The organism is Fusobacteria bacterium ZRK30 (assembly GCA_024628785.1).
Classification (GTDB): Bacteria; Fusobacteriota; Fusobacteriia; order Fusobacteriales; family Fusobacteriaceae; genus Psychrilyobacter.
Map to the genome: position 1 here is coordinate 1784788 of CP102405.1, position 21204 is coordinate 1805991.

Genomic DNA, 21204 nt, shown 5'->3' on the forward strand with positions numbered 1-21204 from the left:
GGTTTTTCTTTAACATACCCTTAACTTTCTCTATGACGTTTTACTATCTCTTTCACTTTCCGGATTAATTTTATTGAAGTAAATCATAAAAATTAATTTTAGAATATTCTCAATGTTTCCATTAAATTTTAGGTTAGACAATAAAAATTAAAGATGCTACAATCTAAAATATAAATAAAAAAGGAGGCGATAATAATGAAAAATTTAAGAGGTAGTAAAACAATTTAATAAAAAGAGGATGTTTGGTAATATAATTATAGAACTATAAATTACTTATGGTATTTTTAGTATTTAAATTTATTGTTATTTATTCAAAACAACTCTTTCCCAAGAGTTTAGGTTTGTATCAATGGCTATTAGTTTAAGTAAATTAAAGTCTATTTAGGATATTCCTAGATAGGCTTTTTTGATACAATTTATTACCTTGGAGATTATACAAAGGAGGTATAACAGGAAAATTATTATAAATACTTTATTCATTGAGGAGATGAAATATGGAAATAAAAAAAATAAAAAAAGAGACACTAAAAGATTATTTGGGGTTAAAAAAAATTATAGTTGATTATTTTAAATATCTATACCGTGAAGATATCCAAGCAGGAAAAAAATATAATTTAGAGGATCATGGAGAATATGTCATATCTTTAGTTACTGGAGACAATAATACAAATATGATGATTGCTTTAGAAAAAGATGTTATTCTGGGATTTATTATGTATGATAAATACAATTTTAAAAATATAGTTCATGGAAGAATTTGTGAATTATATGTTGATCCAAATGCCAGAAATATTGATATTGGAACAAGGTTGGTTTTCCTGGCAGAAGAGGTATTAGCTACAAAATCCTATTATATTACTGCTGATAAGGATGCTGTAAATTTTTGGAAGAAAAACGGATACCACCATATTAAGGAAACTGCCAATAATGGTTGCGGTATTTTTATTAAAAATTTATGAACTTAATGATAACAAGAACAAGTTTTTAGATGTGCATTAAGAGGGGAATAAGGAGGTCTTTTCAAATTAAGAGGTCTAAAGTTTTGAAGATAAAAATCCAAAATAGGAGCAATCTTTTTGCCTTAAACATAAGTTTTAAAATTAAAAAAATATTGACATAATTAAATGATATCTGATAGTATTGATTCAAATAAAAAAGAGTAGAAAATTAATCTCAGGAGGATTTGTTATGTTAATCAGGAGAATTAGGATGAGGAGAAGAAAACCAATAAACCCTATAATTTTAAAATGGCTTGATTAATCTAATAATTTTTTGTACAAAGATTTGGAAATAATTATTTCCAGTGAATAAAAAAAGTTTATTAGCAGGTCAGCAATAATATTGCTGACTTTTATTTTTAGAGATAACCTGGTAGAAGTCCATTTTAAGTCGCTTATACCAGGTTTTTTTATTATAAAGTTTTAAATAAATATTTTGAGGAGGACACAGATGCTAAGGGAAAGTTTTAGGAAAAGTAAATTATACAATTTAATATTTTTTTATAACCGTTAATATTTTTGTTGATTCCCAGGAGTCTGCCAATTTTCGGTAGGCTCATTTTTTATACAAAAAAATAGGGTGAAACAGAGAGAAATAGAGATTTAAAGTAAAACAATTCATAAATTGGAGGTGCAAACAGATAAACAATGTTGGAATATTAGGAGATTAAAGAACTTATACGGCATTAAAAAAATTCAGGGATTTAAGGAGACAAAAATAAATTGAAAAAGGAGGAAATACAATTAAAACTTTAAAAAACTTTATAAATAAAACAATAGAAAATTCATTTTTAGAGAATGGATATGACTCAAGCTTAGGTGTAGTAGAGTATTCTTCAAACAATAAGTTTGGACAATTCCAATGCAGTGGATCATTAACTTTAGCAAAAAGAATAAAGGAAAACCCTATGTTGATAGCTGAAAAAATTAAAATTTCTCTTGAGAAAACAAAATATTTTAACTCTGTTAATGTTTTAAAACCAGGTTTTATTAACTTAGTAATAAAAGATGAACTTTTAATGAATTATACAAAAAAAACTTATATACAATTAAATGAAGAAAGAGAACAAAATAAAGGTAAAATAATTATTGATTATGGGGGACCGAATATAGCGAAACCGTTACATGTGGGCCATTTACGGTCTGCTATTATAGGAGAAAGCTTAAAAAGAATAGGGAATTATATAGGTTATAATGTTATAGGAGATGTACATCTGGGAGATTGGGGGTTACAAATAGGTTTAATTATGTGTGAAATGAAGGAAAGAAATCCTTCTTGGTGTTATTTTAATGATAATTTTAACGGCTTATATCCTACTAAGTCACCATTTACAATTGAAATTTTAGAAGAAATATATCCTTTTGCTTCCATAAAATCTAAAAAAAATTCTAAGTTTTTAACTGAAGCTAAAAAAGCAACAAAAGATTTTCAACAAGGAAATAAAGGATTGAAAGAGTTGTGGTCACAAATTCTAGATGTTTCTATCAATGATTTGAAAAAAAATTATTCAAATCTAAATGTTAATTTTGAACTTTGGAAAAAAGAAAGCGATGTTCAAAAATATATACCTCAAATTATTAAATATTTAAAAGATAAAAACTATTCTAAAGTTAGTGAGGGTGCTGTTGTTGTTCCTGTTAGTTTCAATGACGATAAAAGAACTATCCCTCCATTTATGTTGGTAAAAACAGATGGAGCAACCTTATATTCAACAACCGACTTAGCTACAATAGTTGAAAGAGAGGAACAATTCACTCCTCAAGAAATTATTTATGTTGTTGATAAAAGACAAGAGTTACATTTTGAACAAGTTTTTAGATGTGCATATAAAACAAAGTTGTTTCCTGAAAATAAAAGGTTATCTTTTATTGGATTTGGAACTATGAATGGAAAAGATGGCAAACCTTTTAAAACAAGGGATGGTGGTACTCTTAAGCTTTCTGATTTTTTGATTACTGTTGAAGAAAGTGTTAGAAGCAAAATGTTACAAAGTAAAAAAGAATATAATGAAGAAACTATGAAAAAAATTTCTTTAGCTGCTATAAAATATGCTGATCTATCTAATCAGCCTCATAAAGATTATATATTTGATATTAGAAAATTTACTTCATTTGAAGGAAATACTGGGCCATATATCTTATATTCATTAACTAGAATCAAATCTATTTTAAACAAATCAACAACAAAGGATTTAACTTTATTAACGTTAGAATCGCCTAATAGTGAAGTAGAAAGACAGTTATATTTAGAATTAACAAAGTTTGAGGAAGTTATAAATCAAAGCTTTGAAATTTATTCTCCACATAAAATTTGTCAATATATTTACACCATATCTAATTTATTTAATAGTTTCTATCATAAAACAAATATCTTAAATGAAAAAGATTTAAAGCAAAAAAAATCTTGGTTACAGCTTTTAAAAATTACAGAAAAAAACTTAGAAATATCCTTAAACTTATTAGGATTAGAATCTGTTGATAAAATGTAAATTAAGTTAAAGTCTATTTAGATTTTTCTAGATAGGCTTTTTTTTGACATAAATTATTAACTTAAAGATTATACAAATGAGGTATGGCAGAAAAAATTATATATAAATAATATTCTATTGACAAAATCATAATAAATTATTATAGTTAAAACGTGCATATGCACAATACTAATAAAAGATATAATTTGAAAAGATTAATCATAAAAGTTTATACGGAGATGATCAACAGATGGAAAAGAAAATATTATTTACTTCGGAGTATGTATCACCGGGACATCCAGATAAAATTTCAGATCAGATATCAGATGCAGTATTAGATGTCTGCTTAAAGGGTGATCCAAATTCCAGAGTAGCCTGCGAAGTTTTCTGCACAACTGGGCAGGTTGTGGTTGGAGGAGAGATTACAACCAGTAGTTATGTGGATGTTCAGAAAATTGTAAGGGAAAAGATAGATGAGATAGGATATGAGGAAGGGATGGGGTTTGATTCAAATTGCGGAGTGATAAACTTAATTTGTTCCCAGTCACCTGATATTGCAATGGGTGTCGATAAAGGTGGAGCAGGAGATCAGGGAATAATGTTTGGAGGAGCTGTCAGAGAAACTCCGGAGCTTATGCCCCTGGCATTAGTTCTCTCTAGGGAGATTATTAAGAGATTGACTCAAATGACTAGGTCAAAGGAAATTATCTGGGCAAGACCTGATGCCAAATCCCAGGTAACCCTGGCCTACGATGAATGCGGGAATATTGATTGTGTTGATACAGTGGTAGTGTCTGTACAGCACCACCCGGAAGTGACACAGGAGGAGATCCATAAAACAATTATAGAGGAGGTAATCAACCCTGTTCTGAAAAAATATAAAATAGATCCGGCAGATGTTAAAAACTACCATATTAATCCTACAGGAAGATTTGTAATAGGGGGACCCCATGGAGATGTAGGACTTACAGGAAGAAAAATTATTGTGGATACCTACGGGGGATACTTCAGACATGGAGGAGGAGCATTCTCCGGAAAAGATCCTTCCAAAGTAGATAGATCAGCAGCATATGCAGCAAGGTGGGTTGCAAAAAACATCGTAGGAGCAGATCTTGCAGAAAAATGTGAGGTACAGCTGTCCTATGCAATCGGTGTAGCAGAGCCAATCTCTATAAAGATCGATTCTTTCGGGACAGGTAAAATCAGTGACATAGAGATGGCTGATATTGTAAAAGATACCTTCGATCTTACCCCTAAGGGAATAGAAAATGACCTTGAATTGAGAAGAGGTAAATTTAATTATCAGGATTTAGCTGCATTTGGTCATATTGGAAGAACAGACATAGATCTTCCCTGGGAAAGATTAAATAAAGTAGACCTGGTAAACTTTCAGCTGAAAAAATAATTTAAAAAGTGGGAGTGATGATAGATGATATCTACAGAAAAAATAATGGCTAATTTGATGTATACAAAAAAATTAATGGATCATTTTATGAATCCTAGAAATGTCGGGGTAATTGAAAACCCTGATGGATATGCAAAAGTTGGAAGCCCATCTTGCGGGGATATGATGGAGATCTTCTTAAAGATAGAAGATGAAATAATCAGAGATGCAAAATTTAGAACATTTGGATGTGCATCAGCTATCGCCTCCTCATCTGTGACAACAGAGATGATTCTAAATAAAACTATAGAAGAAGCATTACAATTGACAAATAAATCTATTGTACAAAATTTAGATGGGTTACCGGCATCAAAATTACATTGTTCCGTCTTGGCTGAAGAAGTTATAAATGCAGCAATAGAAGATTATACTTCTAAAAAACAAAAGACTTAATTGATTTAAATTCATTACAGTCTTAAAAAATCATAGAGCTGAAAAGGGACAGTAAACTTATAAAATATATAAAAAAGCCTCAGATAAATTCATATCTGAGGCAATTCATTATGATATTTTTAATTCTGCTGCACCTTTTTCAACTATTACTGCGTCTCTTCCTTCTCTTCTTATTTCATCCCAGACAGCAAATTCTCCTTCTATTCCAATCTTATTTGGGTTGAAGTCCCACTCATCTTCCCTGTTTTCCTTCATCCTTAATTTATAATCTTTCAGGCAGGCAATTGCCGGTTTATGCATAATTAAAATTCCTACTATGTTTATCCATGCCATTATTCCTATTCCGATATCTCCAAAGGTCCAAGCCATTCCTCCTGCTGCTACAGAACCTGAAAATGTAAATCCAAGATATATTAATTTTAGAATAAACCTGATTTTTTTCCCTTTTTCACTGCCCTTAGTTAGATAAACTAATGCTGTATCTCCATTCCAGAAAAATGCTAATAGTGTAGTAAAGGCGAAGAATACAATAGCTATGGCAACTATATATGCACCATACCCAATACCGATATCTAAAGCTGTAGATGTATTAGCTGCTCCTACTGTTCCCATACTCATACTAGAGGTTGCACCCTTTCCTGCATAAATTGCCTTACCGGTAACTCCATCAAAAACCTTATATGCTCCTGTAATGATGATCATCAAGGCTGTAGCTGTACATACAAATATCGAATCGATGTAGATAGAAAATGCCTGTATCAATCCCTGCTTGGCAGGATGCGATGTGTCTGCTGCTGCTGCTGAAGCTGGTCCCGTTCCCTGCCCTGCTTCATTTGAATAAATACCTCTTTTTACACCCCAAGATATTGCTGCACCAGCAATCCCTGCAAAAGCCTCTTCTTTTCCAAATGCAGATTTAACTATTAAAGTCAGTGATGGGATGATATCCCCAGCATTGAGTGCCAGCACTACCACTGCAATAATTATATATATTACCGCCATAAATGGAACCACTATCCCGGCAAACTTCGCTAACCTCTTAGCTCCACCAAAAACAATAACACTTAAAAATCCTACAATAATTAATCCTGTTACCCACTCTGGAACTCCTACTGCTGTGTTTAAACTTCCTGCAATTACATTTGATTGAGTCGAAGGCATACATATAAGCATAGCCAGCACTGTAGATAAGGCAAATAAATTTCCATACCAGGTCTTCCCGCCTAATAATCCTTTTTTAAAGTAATAAGCCGGTCCTCCTCTGTATCCACCTTCAAATTTTTCTTTATATAATTGTCCCAATGTAGATTCCACATATGATGAGGCAGCGCCTAATAATGAGATTACCCATAACCAAAATATAGACCCGGGTCCTCCCAATGCTATGGCTGTAGCTACTCCTGCAATGTTTCCAGTTCCTACCCTTCCAGAAACCGACATACACATGGCTTCAAATCCGCTTATTGAATCCTCTGATTTCTCTCCCTCTTTAACATCTTTTCCCAATAATAGCCTTATCATCTCCTTAATCATCACAAATTGAACACCGCTTGTTTTTAGTGTAAAGAATAGTCCTGCACCTAAACAAAGATATACAAGTACCGGCGACCAAATAATACCATTTAATCCATTAATTAAAACTTCCATTAAAACCTCCAAAGTAATTTCGAGCAATAAATCTAAACTTTATTTATTTACTAAATAAAAGTTTAGCATCACTTTTCACATATGTCAAAGCTAAAAACGAACACCTATTGCTGTTTTTGTTCGCTTTTTTTCTTTTAAACATTATAGAATGTGATTTTTTTATCATAATAAAACTAAATAAGTATAACAAAGGAAAGGAAAATTTAGAGTCCCAATATTATAACGTTTTAAAATAGTACAAATAAATAAATTAACTATCTCAGCTAAAATATTCTAATTTTAAATTGTAGATTTTTCATATTTATTCAAATCTATATTTTTTAGATTTCAGATAGATCTATCAACAGATATTTTAGTTTATTGGTTATTTCTTATAAAAACTTCTATAACTCACTAGTTATTAGACTTATCTCTATAAGGATATTTAATTTAACTTAGTATAGAAAACTTATAATAATTGAAAAATCCTCTTGAATACTGTATTTAAAAATGATACTAGAGTATCAAAAAGTATGCTTCTCACCCTCAATTTAGTGAAATAAATAACAAAATTTAAATAGTCCCCCTGTTATTATTTTCTAATACTATTCTAATGAAAATATAATTAAATACTAATTTTATGTGTTGATTTTTCAACTTTCATCCAGCTGATGCCAAAATTAATAAAGTCCCTGTCATCTTAATCACTCCAATTTATTTTTTATCTAAGATAATGAAATATACTCAATAAATTTTTTTTATCTTTTGTAAATTCCAAAACTCTTGGACAGATAAAAACCCCGGTAATGAGAGAAGGTGAAAAGTATATTTTAGATAAAAACAGTAGATTTTTTACAGATGATATATTTTATGGAATTGCCATAACAAAATGGCTTGCAGATAAATATGAGATAGAAGTTCCTATGGTTAATAAACTCCTAAATTGGAGCCAAAGTTATTTAAATTTAGATCTTTTAAAAAATGATGTGCTAAATACTGAATATGAGTACAATGGTGTAAAAGTTGGGATACCAACAAAATATAAAACATATCAAGAGATAGACCTAAAAAAATAATATCGAAATAGTATTCAAATATCAAAAAAAGATTTAATGAGTCCCCTTGCAGACTTATTAAACCTTTTTTATACTGATTTTTTACTAAACAAAAAAATTTAATCAACACCTAATCTAAAACTTTTTCTGAATCAAATACTTTATATTCAGGATAAATTTCTTCCAGACGCTTTCTGTATTTGGCCCCCCAAACTTTCACACTCTCTAGAACCGGAATAAATTCTTTCCCCATTTCTGTTAGAGAATATTTGACCCCTTTATACTCACATTACTCTGTTTTTTTATGTCTCTAATTTTACTGAAACTCTATTTTATAAAAAAATGAAAAAATTAAATATCCATATTGTGGTACACTCTAACTAATATTACAGGGTAATCATTTATCCTTTCCTCTTTGCCATTTCAGTTTATTTTTAAGTACTGTGGTGTTTGCCAAATCGTCATCATACCAAAAAAATAGTCAAAACAGTTGATTTAGTGGGACAAATATAGTATAATATTAAAGAATACAATATGAAGTAAATTAAATGATTACTTAATTGGCGAGGTTTATAATGTTTTATATAGTGTAGATGCAAACCAATTGAACAAAAAGAAAAATTTAACTTGAAAAATATTTATAGAACTGGGGTTTATTCAGGGTCTCTTTTGAGGCAATGTATTATGCTACTTATGTGGCATATTGTGAGTCTATTAGACGAAACTTAAACACTCTAACTCTATTACCTTTATGGTAGTAGAATTAGAGTGTTTTTTTGTTATTTAGGAGGAGTAAGATGGAGAAAAAAAAGAAGACAGTACAAAAATCAAAAACAAGGTTAAAAAAACCAAAGTTTGAAACCGATAAACTAAAGGGAAAAACAAAGTTATTACATTCTAGAAATATTAATAAGTGGGGGTTTGATTTTCACCCACAGGTATCTATTATTTCCGGATTGCTGGTTTTATTCTTTATAGGCTCTACTTTAAAAGACCCAATTATGGTAAATAAAGTTTTGAGTGGGGTTAAAGATAATATAACCAATAATTGGAATTGGTTTTTTATTATAAGCGCAAATATATTTTTGGTCTTCCCTATTTACCTTATGTTTAGTAAATTAGGAGAGGTTCGATTAGGAGGACCTAAGGCAAAACCAGAATATACTAATTTTGGATGGTATTCTATGCTTATAAGTGCCGGAATGGGTATCGGACTTATGTTCTGGAGTGTGGGAGAACCTCTTTATCATGCCACCGGTAAAATGCCAATAACCGATGGAAATTCAATTGGAGAAGCTTTAGGAGTAACTTTTTATCATTGGGGATTTCATCCATGGGGGATCTATGCTCTGGTAGCCCTATCCCTGGCATTCTTTGCATATAACAGAGGATTACCTCTTTCTTTGAGATCTGTTTTTTATCCAATATTTAAAGACAGGGTCTTCGGTTGGATAGGAGATATTATCGATATCACAGCTGTAATTTCATGTCTTTTTGGACTGGCCACTTCCCTTGGATTTGGTTCCCAGCAAATAAATGCAGGGTTAAATTTTTTATTTGGGGTTCCTCAATCACCGAAAATTCAAGTGTTGATTATAGTTATCATCACATTTATAGCAACTATATCTGTTGTTTCCGGGATAGGAAAGGGTGTTAGAATCCTTTCGGAATTGAATATGAAAGTTGCTACTGTTTTTCTTATTATGATTATAGTTTTAGGCCCGACCCTTTATATTGTAAGAGCTTTTAATAATGGACTGGGATTTTATCTGAACAACTTAATTTCAATAAGTTTCTTTACTGAAAACGGAAACAAGTGGCAGGGATCATGGACTATTTTCTATTGGGCATGGTGGATTTCATGGTCTCCATTTGTAGGAATGTTTATTGCTAGAATCTCAAAAGGAAGAACAGTCAGAGAATTTATATTAGCTATCCTTATAGTCCCAACATTATTAAGTTTTATCTGGATGTCTGCTTTTGGCGGAACAGCCTTATTTCAAAACAGTGTAGATGGCGGTGCTCTGCTGGATGCAGTTAATAATAATGTGGCTACTTCACTGTTTGCAATGATTCAAAATCTAGATATATCTTCATCTTTTAAAATGATTCTTTCAATAACGGGGACATTCTTAGTTATATCATTCTTCGTCACTTCATCGGATTCAGGATCTCTTGTGGTTGATAATCTAACTTCCGGAGGAAAGACAGACTCTCCAATTTCCCAGAGAATATTCTGGGCTGTGATGCAGGGAACCATAGCAGCAGCACTTTTAATAGCCGGAGGAAGCGAGGCCCTGAGTGCTCTTCAAACAGGTGTAATTATTTCAGGTCTGCCCTTTACAGTTATGCTCCTTGCTATGACTTATAGTTTACATATCGGTCTTCGGGATGACTTGAAAAAACTTAAACAATATAGAAGTGATAAGCTTCTAAATAAAATGTTTAACGAGAAAATATACGGTGAATTTCATAAAGATGAACCAGTAAAAGAAATTTAATGGAAAATTAAATGAAATGAAAAATCAAATAAAAAAGGCCAGGGAATAATTCCCTGGCTTTTAATTAATAGTTATCCAATATCTTTTACTTCTATCTATTATATTTTCAAGAATTCCTCCATTACCTTCTATAATTTTTTGTGAACCTTTATTGTCAATATCACATGTAATTAATACTCTATCCATACCTTCTTTCTTCAAAAGGTCTAAACACAATCCCAGCATTTTTTCACCATAACCTTTTCTCCTACAATCTTTTTTTATATAATACCCAATGTGTCCTCCTCTTTTGAGCAGAGATTCATTAATTTGTCTTCTAACAACAATCATTCCACACAAAATTTGATCTGCATAAAGCCAATAAGTTGTCTGGGGAACTCTTCCATCCTTTAAATTAATTCCTAAATCTTCATTATATTTGTCCACTAAATATTCTTGAAATTCTTCAAGAGTCATTGAATCTAGTAATCCCCATCCTTCTTCAACTGTTTCTTGGAGTAAATTAAAAATTTTAATTGGTTCTTCTAATTCTAATTTTTTTAAATATATATTCATTTTTCTTCCTCCTATTGATCCATTATTAGAGTATACTATATAACTAAAAAAGGACAAATAGATTTACTTTATCTACCTGCCCTCTTAAAAATTTTATATTTATTTTTTCTCACCTTTGTTTTTAGTATTTTTTTAAGACTAATTCTATACTTTGATTCTTAAAAAGTCAACCTTTTAGTTTATCCTTTCAAAATAACTTTTTTATAGAATTAACCTCCCTAAAAATTTAAAATAATAAAGAAAAAATTGTCAAATTAATACAATTGTAGTCTACACTAATTTGGAGGTTTATACAAAATATTCTATAGGACTATTTTTCTTTGCTCATAAAACCAATTGTAGGACAATGTTTATTGACCCTGTCTTTAACAACCAAAGTTGTTACAGGTGATTCTGAATATTTAGAAAATAGAATATCATGACCGATACAGAATCCCAAAGCAATGTTTAATTCTGTTTTTAAATTATTCATAATAGTTGCTTGTCCATATGGGTTACAACTAACTTCAAAAGCATCTTTATTTTTTTTTCTTAAATTTAAATCTTCATTATCTATACTAGCGTGTCCGCAAATAACTGAATGGCATTCTACACCCTTACCAGTAAGGTAATTATGTAATATTTCACCCTCTTTTTGAAGGCCTTTACAAAATCCTATACCTACAACTTTTATTCCCATAAAATCAATATAGGTAGAAACTTCTTCTATTCTTGAAATATTTTTAGGTATTTTAGAACTTGTATTTAATATTCTAGTATCTGAATCAGACCCTAAATAATGTTTTATATTTTCTGTTTTTGAATTTATTCCATAAAATTTATCACACTCTATACCTCTAAGACATATTTTATTTTGACATAATGCACATTCCATATCTATTCCTCCTAAGTTTTATATATAATAATTATATCTAATTTAAGTATTTTTTTTAAATACTACTTTCTAATCGCAATTATAGGTTTTTACTTATGTCAATATGGCAGCGAACCTAGTCCTAACTACTTTTATTACAGATCTAAAATTATCAGATAACCGTTAGATTCTAAATTAAACTCTTTTCAACTTAAATAAAGGATTAATCTGAAATTAGCAGTATATGCTCTATGTAAATTTATAAAATAAAAAAAGGAGGGAAAAATGGCTTATAGAATCAATGAAGGTGAATGTATTGCCTGCGGTGCTTGTGAACCAGTATGCCCAGTAGAGTGTATCTCCGAGGTAGCAGATGGTAAAAGAAAAATTGATGAGGATGCATGTATAGATTGTGGTGCCTGTGCAGGAGTATGTCCTGTGGAATGTATAGCTTCGGTAGAATAATTTTTATATCATAATATATTTAGGAGGAGATGTTATATGTCAATGTTTTGTTATCAGTGCCAGGAAACAGCCATGAATAAAGGATGTACTGTTAGAGGAGTCTGTGGAAAAACTCCGGAAACTGCTAAATTACAAGATTTACTTATCTATACGGCTAAGGGAGTTTCAGCATACTGCAATGTATTAGAAGGTAAAACTAAAGTGTCGGGAGATAAATATAAATGGGTTGTAAACTCTTTATTCATGACTATCACTAACTCAAATTTTAATGATGAAGCTATTATGGCTGAGATAAGAAAAGGTCATGCTTATAAAAAAGAATTAGAAGCAAAAGTTGGTGAATTAGGAGTAACTATTCCTGATAAATATCTTCAATTTTTACAATGTACTTATCATATTACTTCTGAAGACGATAGTGTAGAATTTGGCGAGAAGGGCATTTCTACACCAAATGAGAATAATCCACTCTTAGACAGTGCCTGTAGTATTTCTTCTAAAGAAAGTATGATTGAATTTGGAGAAAAAGTAGGAGTACTTAGAACTGAAAATGAAGATGTTAGATCTTTAAGAGAACTTATTACTTATGGTCTAAAAGGTATGAGTGCTTATGTTGAACATGCGATGAACCTTGGTTCAGAAAATTGCGATATATATAGTTTTATGACTAGAGCGTTGGCTGAATTAGATAATGATGCTCTATCTGTAGATGAGTTAGTAGCTCTTACTTTAGAAACAGGAAAATATGGTGTAGAAGCTATGGCACTTCTTGATGGTGCAAATACTAGTACATATGGGAATCCTGAGGCAACTCAGGTAAACATTGGTGTAAAAAATAATCCAGGTATATTAATATCAGGACACGATTTAAAAGATTTAGAGCAGCTATTAGAACAAACAAAGGGAACAGGAGTAGATGTATATACTCATTCTGAAATGTTACCTGCTAACTCTTATCCTGCATTTAAAAAATATGATAATTTAGCTGGAAACTATGGTGGTTCCTGGTGGCATCAAACTAAAGAATTTATTTCATTTAATGGTCCAGTTTTATTTACAAGTAACTGTATAGTACCTCCTAGAGGGCAAGCTTCAGAATACATTGATAGAATCTATACTACCAATTCAGCTGGATTAACAGGTGCTAAACATATCCTCAAAGATAAAGATGGTAAAAAAGATTTTTCTGCAATTATAGAACATGCTAAAAAATGTGCTCCTCCTATAGAAATAGAAACTGGTACTGTTACTGGCGGTTTTGCTCATAACCAAATACTAGCTGTTGCTGATAAAGTAGTTGAAGCAGTTAAATCTGGTGCAATCAAAAAGTTCTTCGTTATGGGTGGTTGTGACGCCAGGATGCAGGATAGAAAATATTATACTGAATTTGCTGAAAAATTACCAAAGGATACTGTAATTCTAACTGCCGGGTGTGCAAAATACAGATATAATAAATTAGATTTAGGAGATATTGGTGGGATACCAAGAGTCTTAGACGCTGGTCAATGTAATGACTCTTATTCTTTAGCAGTTGTAGCTATGAAATTACAAGAAGTTTTCGGATTGGATGATATAAATGATCTTCCTATTGTGTTTAATATTGGATGGTATGAGCAAAAAGCAGTTCTTGTACTATTAGCATTATTACATCTAGGCATCAAAAATATTCATGTAGGACCAACTCTTCCTGCATTTTTATCACCAAACGTTACTAATGTATTAGTTGAAAATTTTGGCATTGGAACTATCAGTGATGTAGATAGTGATCTAGCTAAATTCTTATAAAAAAGGAGGAATAATATGGACAAGTGGATGTGTATACCTTGCGGTTATATTTATGACCCTGAAATTGGTGATGATACTACTGATATAGGACCAGGTGTGAAGTTTGAGGACCTTCCTGAAAATTGGGTGTGCCCTTTATGTGGAGCACCCAAGGAAGATTTTGAAAAGGTAGAATAATTGTGATTTTTATTTATTTGTTGTAACTTTAAAATATAGCTATGCTAGTCATTAATTTCAATTTTAGTGGCTAGCATAGTTTTTTATTTCTAAATAATATTTAATTGTATAATAAAATATAGGGATGATATTAGGGGCTTACAATAAGAATACAATTTCAGAAGAATTGATTAAAGAAGATTGATTTTATTGATTTCATTTCTAGATATTTTAAATTGAATAATTCATGGTTTCCAAAGAAACCTACTTTTAGTTGAAGTTTACATAATTTAAGTAATAAAAAATACCAGTCTTAAAACTGGCATTTTTTATTACTTTTTCACTATTACCGAAGAGTCCAGATCAAAAGGATTGGTTCTGCAGGCAAGGGAAAATAAATAAGGGTAACTTTCTCTTAAATGATCTATATAGCTTACCCATTGATTTTTTAATTCACCATAAACTCTGTTCATATCTCCTGTTAGATGTTTATAATCTTCTTCAGGAAGACCTATGAGAGTATCTCTATGCTTCAGCTCTTCAGTAAGGTGGAATACAGCCCACAAAAGATCTGTAAAACTTTCATGCTCCAGTAAATTATTATTTTCAAGGAGCCTCAATAAAAAATCTTTTTTATTTTCCAAAAGAAATTTTAATTTTTTCCAGTCAACATCTTTATGATTGAATTGACTTTTATGTTCCTTTAAAACTGTACATATATTTTGAAATTCTTCCTTTGAAGGATGATCTGTTATTTTAAATTTAGATTGTGATCTTACTATCTCCACATCCATATTTGCAATAACACTCAAAAGTTCTGTACCTATCTCACTGTAAAAAGTTCCTATAACCATATTCAATTTTTCCATCCGTTCTTTTTTTTCCCTGTTATCAAGAATTTTATGAATAATCAATGTAACCAATAAAACCTCAATAAACAAAAAAGCAATATCTTCTATTAAAAATACCAAGATATGATGTATATCTCTAAATAAAAAATATTCCAAAAGATAAAAAGAAGCTGACATCATTATCAGTAACAAGCCCATATAGATTTTCCAATTTACTTTTTTCATTTTCGCCACCTTTGTTAAATAATTTTTTAATCAACAGCTTTTAAAAAATTTATTTTCTTCTCTTATAGAAATTACTATTTCAGCAAAAGATAAATCATTTTTTAAGCTTTATCCAAGAGTAATTTTAGCTTTAAATCTTTAAAAAGTCAATTTTTTTAAAGTTTTAATGCTCTCTCAGGATTAATATAGAAAACTTTTGCCATCTTTGTAATTTTTTTTGCTTTTTAAAGATTGAACCAAATAATTTTGATGCATATATTACTCTAATGAAAATAGACTTTTAACATTAAAAATTAAATAGTAAACTTAACTTGAAATCCATTTCTTATTGTAGTATATTTGGTACTATAATTTAATAATTTTAAGAACTAGGGATGTGAAGAAAATGGAAACAATAATTAACTACTATAATAAGTACGATGAAGAACCCAGACTCATGAGAACAAAAGCTAATATATTAGAATTTGAAACGACTAAATACCTCCTAAAAGATTATATTAAAAAAAATGATATAATTTTAGAAACAGGTGCTGCTACTGGGAGATACTCTTTTCATTATGCTAACGAAGTAAAGCATGTTACTGCTACAGATCTGGTTCCTAAACATGTAGAAATCATGAAAAATAAAGCTTTCGAAAAGAAAATAAATAACCTTACAATAGGATTAGCTAACGCTACTAATCTAGAACAATATGCAGATGAATCTTTTGATGTTGTTCTCTGTCTTGGCCCAATGTATCACCTGATGGCAATCGAAGATAGAGAAAACTGTATAAAAGAAAATTTAAGGGTTTTAAAGCCGGGAGGTATTTTAGCAGTTGCTTATATAAATAAACACTATATCCTTTCCAACCTTCTCTTTAAAGATGAAAAATTTTTAAATAATGATTTTATAGATAAGGTTTTAACAAAGGGATGTTTAAGTGAAAATGATGGGTTTAATTTTTGGACAGATTCATGTTACTACACTCCTAAAGAAATTGAAGAATTCTTGATGAAGTTCAACATAAATAAATTAGAGAACGCTGCTACAGACGGCTTAGGAAGACTCCTTCCAGAAAAAGTGAATAATCTTACAAATAAAGAATTTGAGATCTATAAAAACTATCACTTTAAAAGCTGTAGAGAAGAATCACTAGTTGGTTATAGTAATCATGCCCTTTATATAGGTAGAAAAAGCATATAAATATTTTTGTTTTTTTATTAAAAAAAATCATATAGTTTTAAGAAGGTTTTCACAAAGAAAGCCCTCTTAATAATGGGACTGTTGCAAGTTTTGTGTAAACTCTAAAAATTAATGTACTAAAATCTAAACTATTATTAGGTGTTTTACTAAGATATTCTCTAATTAATTCTTTTCGCGCTAATTCATCAGGGGATAAATCATTTCTTCTTTTTCTCATAAAAAAACCTCCAAATTAATGTAATTGTAGCTTACACTAATTTGAAGGTTTTCACAAAATATGGGACAGATCCTTAATAATTAAAAGCAAATGTCTCTCCCTCAATGATTTTCCTTCTTAAGGGTAGATTAATTTCCTTGTTTTAAATTTAGCTAGTTATTAACCCCGGTTGGGATAAAGTCTCCTATATCATTTAACTTAGTGTCCTAATACTGTATCTCTATCCTTCTGTTTTTTCTCCTTCCTTCTAGAGTATCGTTACTCTCTAGAGGCTGGTTATTCCCTTCTCCCTTTGTTGATATTTCTACTTCTGGTAAGGTCTTTAATAATTGTGATTTAGCTGATTCTGCTCTTTTTAAGGATAGTTTTTCATTAAAAGCTTTTGGTCCTGTATTATCTGTGTGACCTGTCACCTTTATTTCTTCTAACTTTTTCCTTTGTATCTCTAAAGCGGCCTTATCCAGTTCTTTTTCCATTTCTCTTGTTAGTTTAGATGAGTTTAGATTAAAGCCGCTTATATTATTTATTATTGCTGTGTTATTAATTTCTTGGGTTTCGGTTTTTACATCAGCAATAGTATCTACTACCGTTGATGTTTTGATCTCTTTTTTTACATTTGATGTATTACTAGTTTTTGCAGGGATGAAATCTTTTAAATTATTAAATTTAAATCCTATTCCTACACTTGCATAGTATTCATCTCTATTTTCACTAGGAAGATATCCTCCTCCTACACTATAGATTACTCCATTATTATGCTCTACATCAAAAGATCCCTTTATCTTTACTGTTCCCTTTTCCCTTTCTGGTACTAAGATATCAAAATCCGATCCTCCCTGAAATCTTCCGGTTACATAATCATTATCACTGCCATCTAAAGCATAAACGTAAGATACTCCTAATTTAACTTTTCCCTCTCCATCTTCAAATAGAATGTTTCTTACTAAATCCATTCCTAACTCTGTATCTACGTAATTAAATGACTCTTTATCTGTTTCTATACTCAGAGCGCCCTCTTCTTCTACTGATTCTTGACTTATTCTGGCATAAGACAAATTAACTTTTGGTTCTAACGACCATTTATCATTTATTGCATAGTCATAAGTTAATCCTGCATATGCTGTAAATCCATTTGTTGATATCTCCTCTTCATATTTGTTACTTTGATAGCTGTTTCCTGCTACCCTGATTGTATCGTAATCTCCATATTGATATCCTAATCCCGCTATTAATCTAAAGTTGTTTTTCTCTGTTTTTGTATACCCTCCTACATAGATACTATCTCCATCTATCTTTGACCCATTAGATATACTTGTATTACTATTTGCTCCTCCTGCAATAAACCCAATAGATGTATCCTTACTTAGTCCGTATTCTGCAAGAGCATATCCTCCGTATATATCACTATCTGTATTAATATCTATACCATAATCATCAAATCCATAATAATTACCCTTTATATGGTTTTTGTACCCTGAATCATAATCGTCTCCTCCAAATGTCAGCCCGCCGTAGATCATCCAGTTTCCTTCATTGGCTCTGAATGGGTTGTTAAGGACCATCTCGTTAAAAAGACCCATACTGTCTTTAGAAGTTCTCGCTGCATAACCATATGGATTTGCCATAAAGATATCGTTTAGGAGCACTAATAAATTTTCCCCTGCTTCATCCTCTGTTTTATCATTTCTATTTACTGTAGGATAAAGAGCATCTATATGAATAGCTGTATCATCACTAGAAAATACACTTTTGTACATTAAATCTAATTTCTCATAGTGGCTGTCAATAGCCCACTGAGGTACTTTCGGTTTATCTGGATTTGTTGGATCTGTTGGATCTGTTGGGTCTGTTGGGTCTGTTGGGTCTGTTGGGTCTGTTGGGTCTGTTGGGTCTGTTGGGTCTGTTGGGTCTGTTGGGTCTGTTGGGTCTGTTGGATCTGTTGGATCTGTTGGATCTGTTGGATCTATTGGATCTACTACCGGTCTTTCTACTGTAGGATTCCCAAATATCCAGTCTAATCCATCTCCTACTACTACTGTTACATCACTTCCATCTACCTGAGCTCTGCTTAGTATTGAATCTGTTCTTACATATAATTCATCGTCTAAAGTAGTGGTTCCCATAGAGATAGTGCCTCCATCTCCCATTCCACTAGTAATTAAATTCAGTACTCCTCCACTTGTGTCTCCCTCTACAGACATTCCAACTCCTGATTCTCCAGTTATTGTCGCTCCACTATCATATAATGCATGTCCTATGACTTTGTTATCATCATCTGTTTTTGTAGGGTCTACCCTTAGATTAAGACTGCTGTTTTTCTCTATATGGATACTTTCTCCCCCTTCTACCTTAGCTGTTTCATACAGAGTGGCTATCCCTTTTATTTTTATCTCTTCAAATCCACCTATTGTATGAAATAGATGGATTCCACTATTTACTTCCTCTGTTTTCGTAGAGACAGCAGTGGTAGTTCCATCACCTAGGTTTAATACATCCTTTCCAGCTCCCCCATAGAGATCACCGTTTATCTGTACTGTGTTTGCTATTGTTAAGTTATCTATTCCATCTCCCAGGTCAACCTTTCCGTTTATTATAGATTCACCTGATAAATTAAGGGTATTATTACCACTATCTCCCTCTATTACACTGGTATATTCTAAAAGATCATCTGTATTATCATCTGGAGTTCCACTGTCGTTCCATTTTCCTATCCCTCCACCATTAAATATAGTGTCTGTAGCTGTTAGTGTAGATTCTCCATTTAGTGTAACTGATTTATCATATCCGTTAATTATAGAGTTTTCCAGTGTTACCTGACTATTATCAAGGGTTAAAGCTCCTGTCCCGACTCCTGCTCCATTTATTATGTAATTCTCATAAACTGTATCTGCAGCTACCAGATGATGGCTGTCTGCCCCGTTCTCTGTAGGAAATATCTCTGCGTTTAATATGGTATAGGTAGTTCCATTGATATCCATTGTTCCTCCAGAACCATTGGTTATTCCTCCTATAGTTCTATTTTCATCGTTATTAAATTTTATCTCTATCCCATAGTTTTTGTACTGATCTTCTGTCAACCCTTCTATTCCTGTAAGACCTCCATATACTTCATAATCAACTATATCATCTATAGGTCTTTCATGAGCAATTATTTCACTACCATCTCCTATGATCTCACGACCTGCAAATATACCATAGTTTGTAATACTTCCTGTAAGATAGTCTGCATCATCCATAGCAACTGCACTCTCACTTCCTGCTACAAGTCCGCTATTTTTAAAGTTACTATAAAATGTTCCTTCAACCAAAATACCGTTTCCTGAAGACTTTATCATTTCAAAGTCTTTAAAGATAGCGCCATCTTTCGAATAAGTTCCAGAATCTCCTCTATACATCCCTCTAATAGTGCCATCATTACTTCCTTCTCCATCTTCATCTCCATATCCAAATACTCCTCTTACTCCATTTCCACTTGAGATTGTGCTTACTTCTCCGTATCTGTTGTCATCATCTCCAATTACATCTGTCATACCGCTTATTACCCCTGCATTATGACTTCCATTTCTTTTTACAGTTAGATATGCTCCATTTCCACTTTTGATTGCCATAGGGGAGTATCCTCCAGTTCTTACCATTCCGCTTGTTACTCCTGTATTACTTCCTAGGCTTCCATTTACCCCATTTCCATTCTCGAGTACGTCGGTGTCTGAAAAATCTCCCATACCGCTTATTACCCCTGTATTACTTCCTACTTCTCCATATACCCCACCTCCATTCCCGCGTGCGGAGAGGTTTGAAAGATCTGCCATTCCGCTTATTATCCCTGTATTACTTCCTACTTCTCCATATACCCCATTTCCACTCCCGAATACGTTGGAGGCTCCTGTATTTCTTACCATTCCGCTTATTACTCCTGTATTATTTCCTACTTCTCCATATACCCCATTTTCTTTCCCCATTATCACCGGAACCGCTACAACTAATGGTGTCACAATAATTCTTCCGCTATTATTTAATGTCACATTAGGAACAGTTATATCTACTCCGTCATAAATTTCATCTGATGAGATATTGTATATCCCATCTTCCGGTCTGTTACTGTCATCTATCACTAATCTTTCTCCATAAGCAACTCCTCCTGTTATGAGAAATATTATTAATAATGCCTCTGTTATCCGTTTTTTTCTCTTTAGAAAACGTTTTAGTGCATTTTCGTTATTCCTTTTCATATTCCTCACTCCCCCCAACCTTTTTGTATAAAGCTTTCGCTCTTAATTGTAAACTATAAATAGGCTCAATAGTTCTACCAGCTTTAATTGTTTTTTTTATTTTTTTTTGGTATAATATTTGTTTGGGCATTGAAAATAACGTCTGAAGAGATATTATAAACATATAAAAGATTGAAGATATTGTACTATTATAATGTATC

At 31.6% G+C, this 21204-nt stretch carries 16 protein-coding genes and 1 pseudogene; 10 read left to right on the plus strand and 7 right to left on the minus strand.

The features are described from left to right. Positions 1 to 494 precede the first annotated feature (494 nt). The 4 genes from NRK67_13730 (at position 495) to nifU (ending at position 5303) form a co-directional block, all read left to right on the plus strand. Complete coding sequence (locus tag NRK67_13730; GenBank protein UUV18339.1) at positions 495 to 959, plus strand: GNAT family N-acetyltransferase; 465 nt, start codon at positions 495 to 497, stop codon at positions 957 to 959. 782 nt (positions 960 to 1741) lie between these two features. Continuing rightward, complete coding sequence (gene argS / locus NRK67_13735; GenBank protein UUV19943.1) at positions 1742 to 3487, plus strand: arginine--tRNA ligase; 1746 nt, start codon at positions 1742 to 1744, stop codon at positions 3485 to 3487. 229 nt (positions 3488 to 3716) lie between these two features. After that, the gene (gene metK, locus NRK67_13740) at positions 3717 to 4871 is read left to right on the plus strand and encodes a methionine adenosyltransferase (GenBank protein ID UUV18340.1); all 1155 of its coding nucleotides are present in this window, start codon (positions 3717 to 3719) and stop codon (positions 4869 to 4871) included. A gap of 54 nt (positions 4872 to 4925) precedes the next feature. After that, positions 4926 to 5303: a Fe-S cluster assembly scaffold protein NifU gene (nifU, locus tag NRK67_13745; GenBank protein ID UUV19944.1), complete on the plus strand. Its 378-nt coding sequence runs from the start codon at positions 4926 to 4928 to the stop codon at positions 5301 to 5303. Between the two features lie 108 nt (positions 5304 to 5411). Here nifU and NRK67_13750 read toward each other — a convergent pair whose 3' ends face one another. Next, positions 5412 to 6950, minus strand: a complete 1539-nt coding sequence (locus tag NRK67_13750; GenBank protein ID UUV18341.1) for an alanine:cation symporter family protein — start codon at positions 6948 to 6950, stop codon at positions 5412 to 5414. Between the two features lie 719 nt (positions 6951 to 7669). On the opposite strand from NRK67_13750, the gene NRK67_13755 reads away from it, so the two are divergent. Continuing rightward, on the plus strand, positions 7670 to 8005 hold the full coding sequence (locus NRK67_13755; GenBank protein ID UUV19945.1) for an NAD/NADP octopine/nopaline dehydrogenase family protein: 336 nt from the start codon (positions 7670 to 7672) through the stop codon (positions 8003 to 8005). A gap of 109 nt (positions 8006 to 8114) precedes the next feature. Here NRK67_13755 and NRK67_13760 read toward each other — a convergent pair. Beyond that, a pseudogene (locus NRK67_13760) lies at positions 8115 to 8246 on the minus strand (hypothetical protein). A 535-nt stretch (positions 8247 to 8781) separates the two neighbouring features. Here NRK67_13760 and NRK67_13765 point away from each other — a divergent pair. Further along, positions 8782 to 10485, plus strand: coding sequence for a BCCT family transporter (locus NRK67_13765; GenBank protein UUV18342.1), 1704 nt, complete (start codon positions 8782 to 8784; stop codon positions 10483 to 10485). Between the two features lie 60 nt (positions 10486 to 10545). Here NRK67_13765 and NRK67_13770 read toward each other — a convergent pair whose 3' ends face one another. After that, a complete protein-coding gene (locus tag NRK67_13770) occupies positions 10546 to 11040 on the minus strand; it encodes a GNAT family N-acetyltransferase (GenBank protein UUV18343.1) in 495 nt (164 codons plus the stop codon). Positions 11041 to 11350: 310 nt separating this feature from the next. Continuing rightward, positions 11351 to 11914, minus strand: coding sequence for a DUF1847 domain-containing protein (locus tag NRK67_13775; GenBank protein ID UUV18344.1), 564 nt, complete (start codon positions 11912 to 11914; stop codon positions 11351 to 11353). 264 nt (positions 11915 to 12178) lie between these two features. Here NRK67_13775 and NRK67_13780 point away from each other — a divergent pair, with 264 nt between their 5' ends. From NRK67_13780 to NRK67_13790, 3 genes are read left to right on the plus strand one after another with little or no spacing between them, the layout of a single operon-like run. Then, positions 12179 to 12358 carry a 4Fe-4S binding protein gene (locus tag NRK67_13780; GenBank protein UUV18345.1) on the plus strand — a complete coding sequence of 60 codons (180 nt, stop codon included), beginning with the start codon at positions 12179 to 12181 and terminating at the stop codon, positions 12356 to 12358. A gap of 36 nt (positions 12359 to 12394) precedes the next feature. Beyond that, on the plus strand, positions 12395 to 14140 hold the full coding sequence (hcp, locus tag NRK67_13785) for a hydroxylamine reductase (protein UUV18346.1): 1746 nt from the start codon (positions 12395 to 12397) through the stop codon (positions 14138 to 14140). Between the two features lie 15 nt (positions 14141 to 14155). After that, positions 14156 to 14317 carry a rubredoxin gene (locus NRK67_13790; protein UUV18347.1) on the plus strand — a complete coding sequence of 54 codons (162 nt, stop codon included), beginning with the start codon at positions 14156 to 14158 and terminating at the stop codon, positions 14315 to 14317. 311 nt (positions 14318 to 14628) lie between these two features. On the opposite strand, the gene NRK67_13795 is transcribed toward NRK67_13790, so the two are convergent. Then, entirely contained in the window at positions 14629 to 15372 is a 744-nt protein-coding gene (locus NRK67_13795) for a hypothetical protein (GenBank protein ID UUV18348.1), read from the minus strand. 385 nt (positions 15373 to 15757) lie between these two features. On the opposite strand from NRK67_13795, the gene NRK67_13800 reads away from it, so the two are divergent. After that, positions 15758 to 16558 (plus strand): class I SAM-dependent methyltransferase, encoded by an 801-nt coding sequence (locus NRK67_13800; GenBank protein ID UUV18349.1) that lies wholly within the window; start codon positions 15758 to 15760, stop codon positions 16556 to 16558. A gap of 49 nt (positions 16559 to 16607) precedes the next feature. Here NRK67_13800 and NRK67_13805 read toward each other — a convergent pair whose 3' ends face one another. After that, positions 16608 to 16775 carry a hypothetical protein gene (locus NRK67_13805; GenBank protein UUV18350.1) on the minus strand — a complete coding sequence of 56 codons (168 nt, stop codon included), beginning with the start codon at positions 16773 to 16775 and terminating at the stop codon, positions 16608 to 16610. Between the two features lie 206 nt (positions 16776 to 16981). Next, entirely contained in the window at positions 16982 to 21004 is a 4023-nt protein-coding gene (locus tag NRK67_13810; GenBank protein ID UUV18351.1) for an autotransporter domain-containing protein, read from the minus strand. Between the last annotated feature and the right edge of the window lie 200 nt (positions 21005 to 21204).

Excerpts from the sequence above, each read along its gene's own strand:
- hcp (UUV18346.1), top strand. The coding sequence starts at position 12,395 with ATGTCAATGTTTTGTTATCAGTGCCAGGAAACAGCCATGAATAAAGGA.
- metK (UUV18340.1), top strand. The coding sequence starts at position 3,717 with ATGGAAAAGAAAATATTATTTACTTCGGAGTATGTATCACCGGGACAT.
- NRK67_13790 (UUV18347.1), top strand. The coding sequence starts at position 14,156 with ATGGACAAGTGGATGTGTATACCTTGCGGTTATATTTATGACCCTGAA.
- NRK67_13805 (UUV18350.1), bottom strand. The coding sequence starts at position 16,775 with ATGAGAAAAAGAAGAAATGATTTATCCCCTGATGAATTAGCGCGAAAA.
- NRK67_13780 (UUV18345.1), top strand. The coding sequence starts at position 12,179 with ATGGCTTATAGAATCAATGAAGGTGAATGTATTGCCTGCGGTGCTTGT.
- NRK67_13795 (UUV18348.1), bottom strand. The coding sequence starts at position 15,372 with ATGAAAAAAGTAAATTGGAAAATCTATATGGGCTTGTTACTGATAATG.
- NRK67_13770 (UUV18343.1), bottom strand. The coding sequence starts at position 11,040 with ATGAATATATATTTAAAAAAATTAGAATTAGAAGAACCAATTAAAATT.
- NRK67_13775 (UUV18344.1), bottom strand. The coding sequence starts at position 11,914 with ATGGAATGTGCATTATGTCAAAATAAAATATGTCTTAGAGGTATAGAG.
- NRK67_13800 (UUV18349.1), top strand. The coding sequence starts at position 15,758 with ATGGAAACAATAATTAACTACTATAATAAGTACGATGAAGAACCCAGA.
- NRK67_13810 (UUV18351.1), bottom strand. The coding sequence starts at position 21,004 with ATGAAAAGGAATAACGAAAATGCACTAAAACGTTTTCTAAAGAGAAAA.
- NRK67_13765 (UUV18342.1), top strand. The coding sequence starts at position 8,782 with ATGGAGAAAAAAAAGAAGACAGTACAAAAATCAAAAACAAGGTTAAAA.
- NRK67_13750 (UUV18341.1), bottom strand. The coding sequence starts at position 6,950 with ATGGAAGTTTTAATTAATGGATTAAATGGTATTATTTGGTCGCCGGTA.
- NRK67_13730 (UUV18339.1), top strand. The coding sequence starts at position 495 with ATGGAAATAAAAAAAATAAAAAAAGAGACACTAAAAGATTATTTGGGG.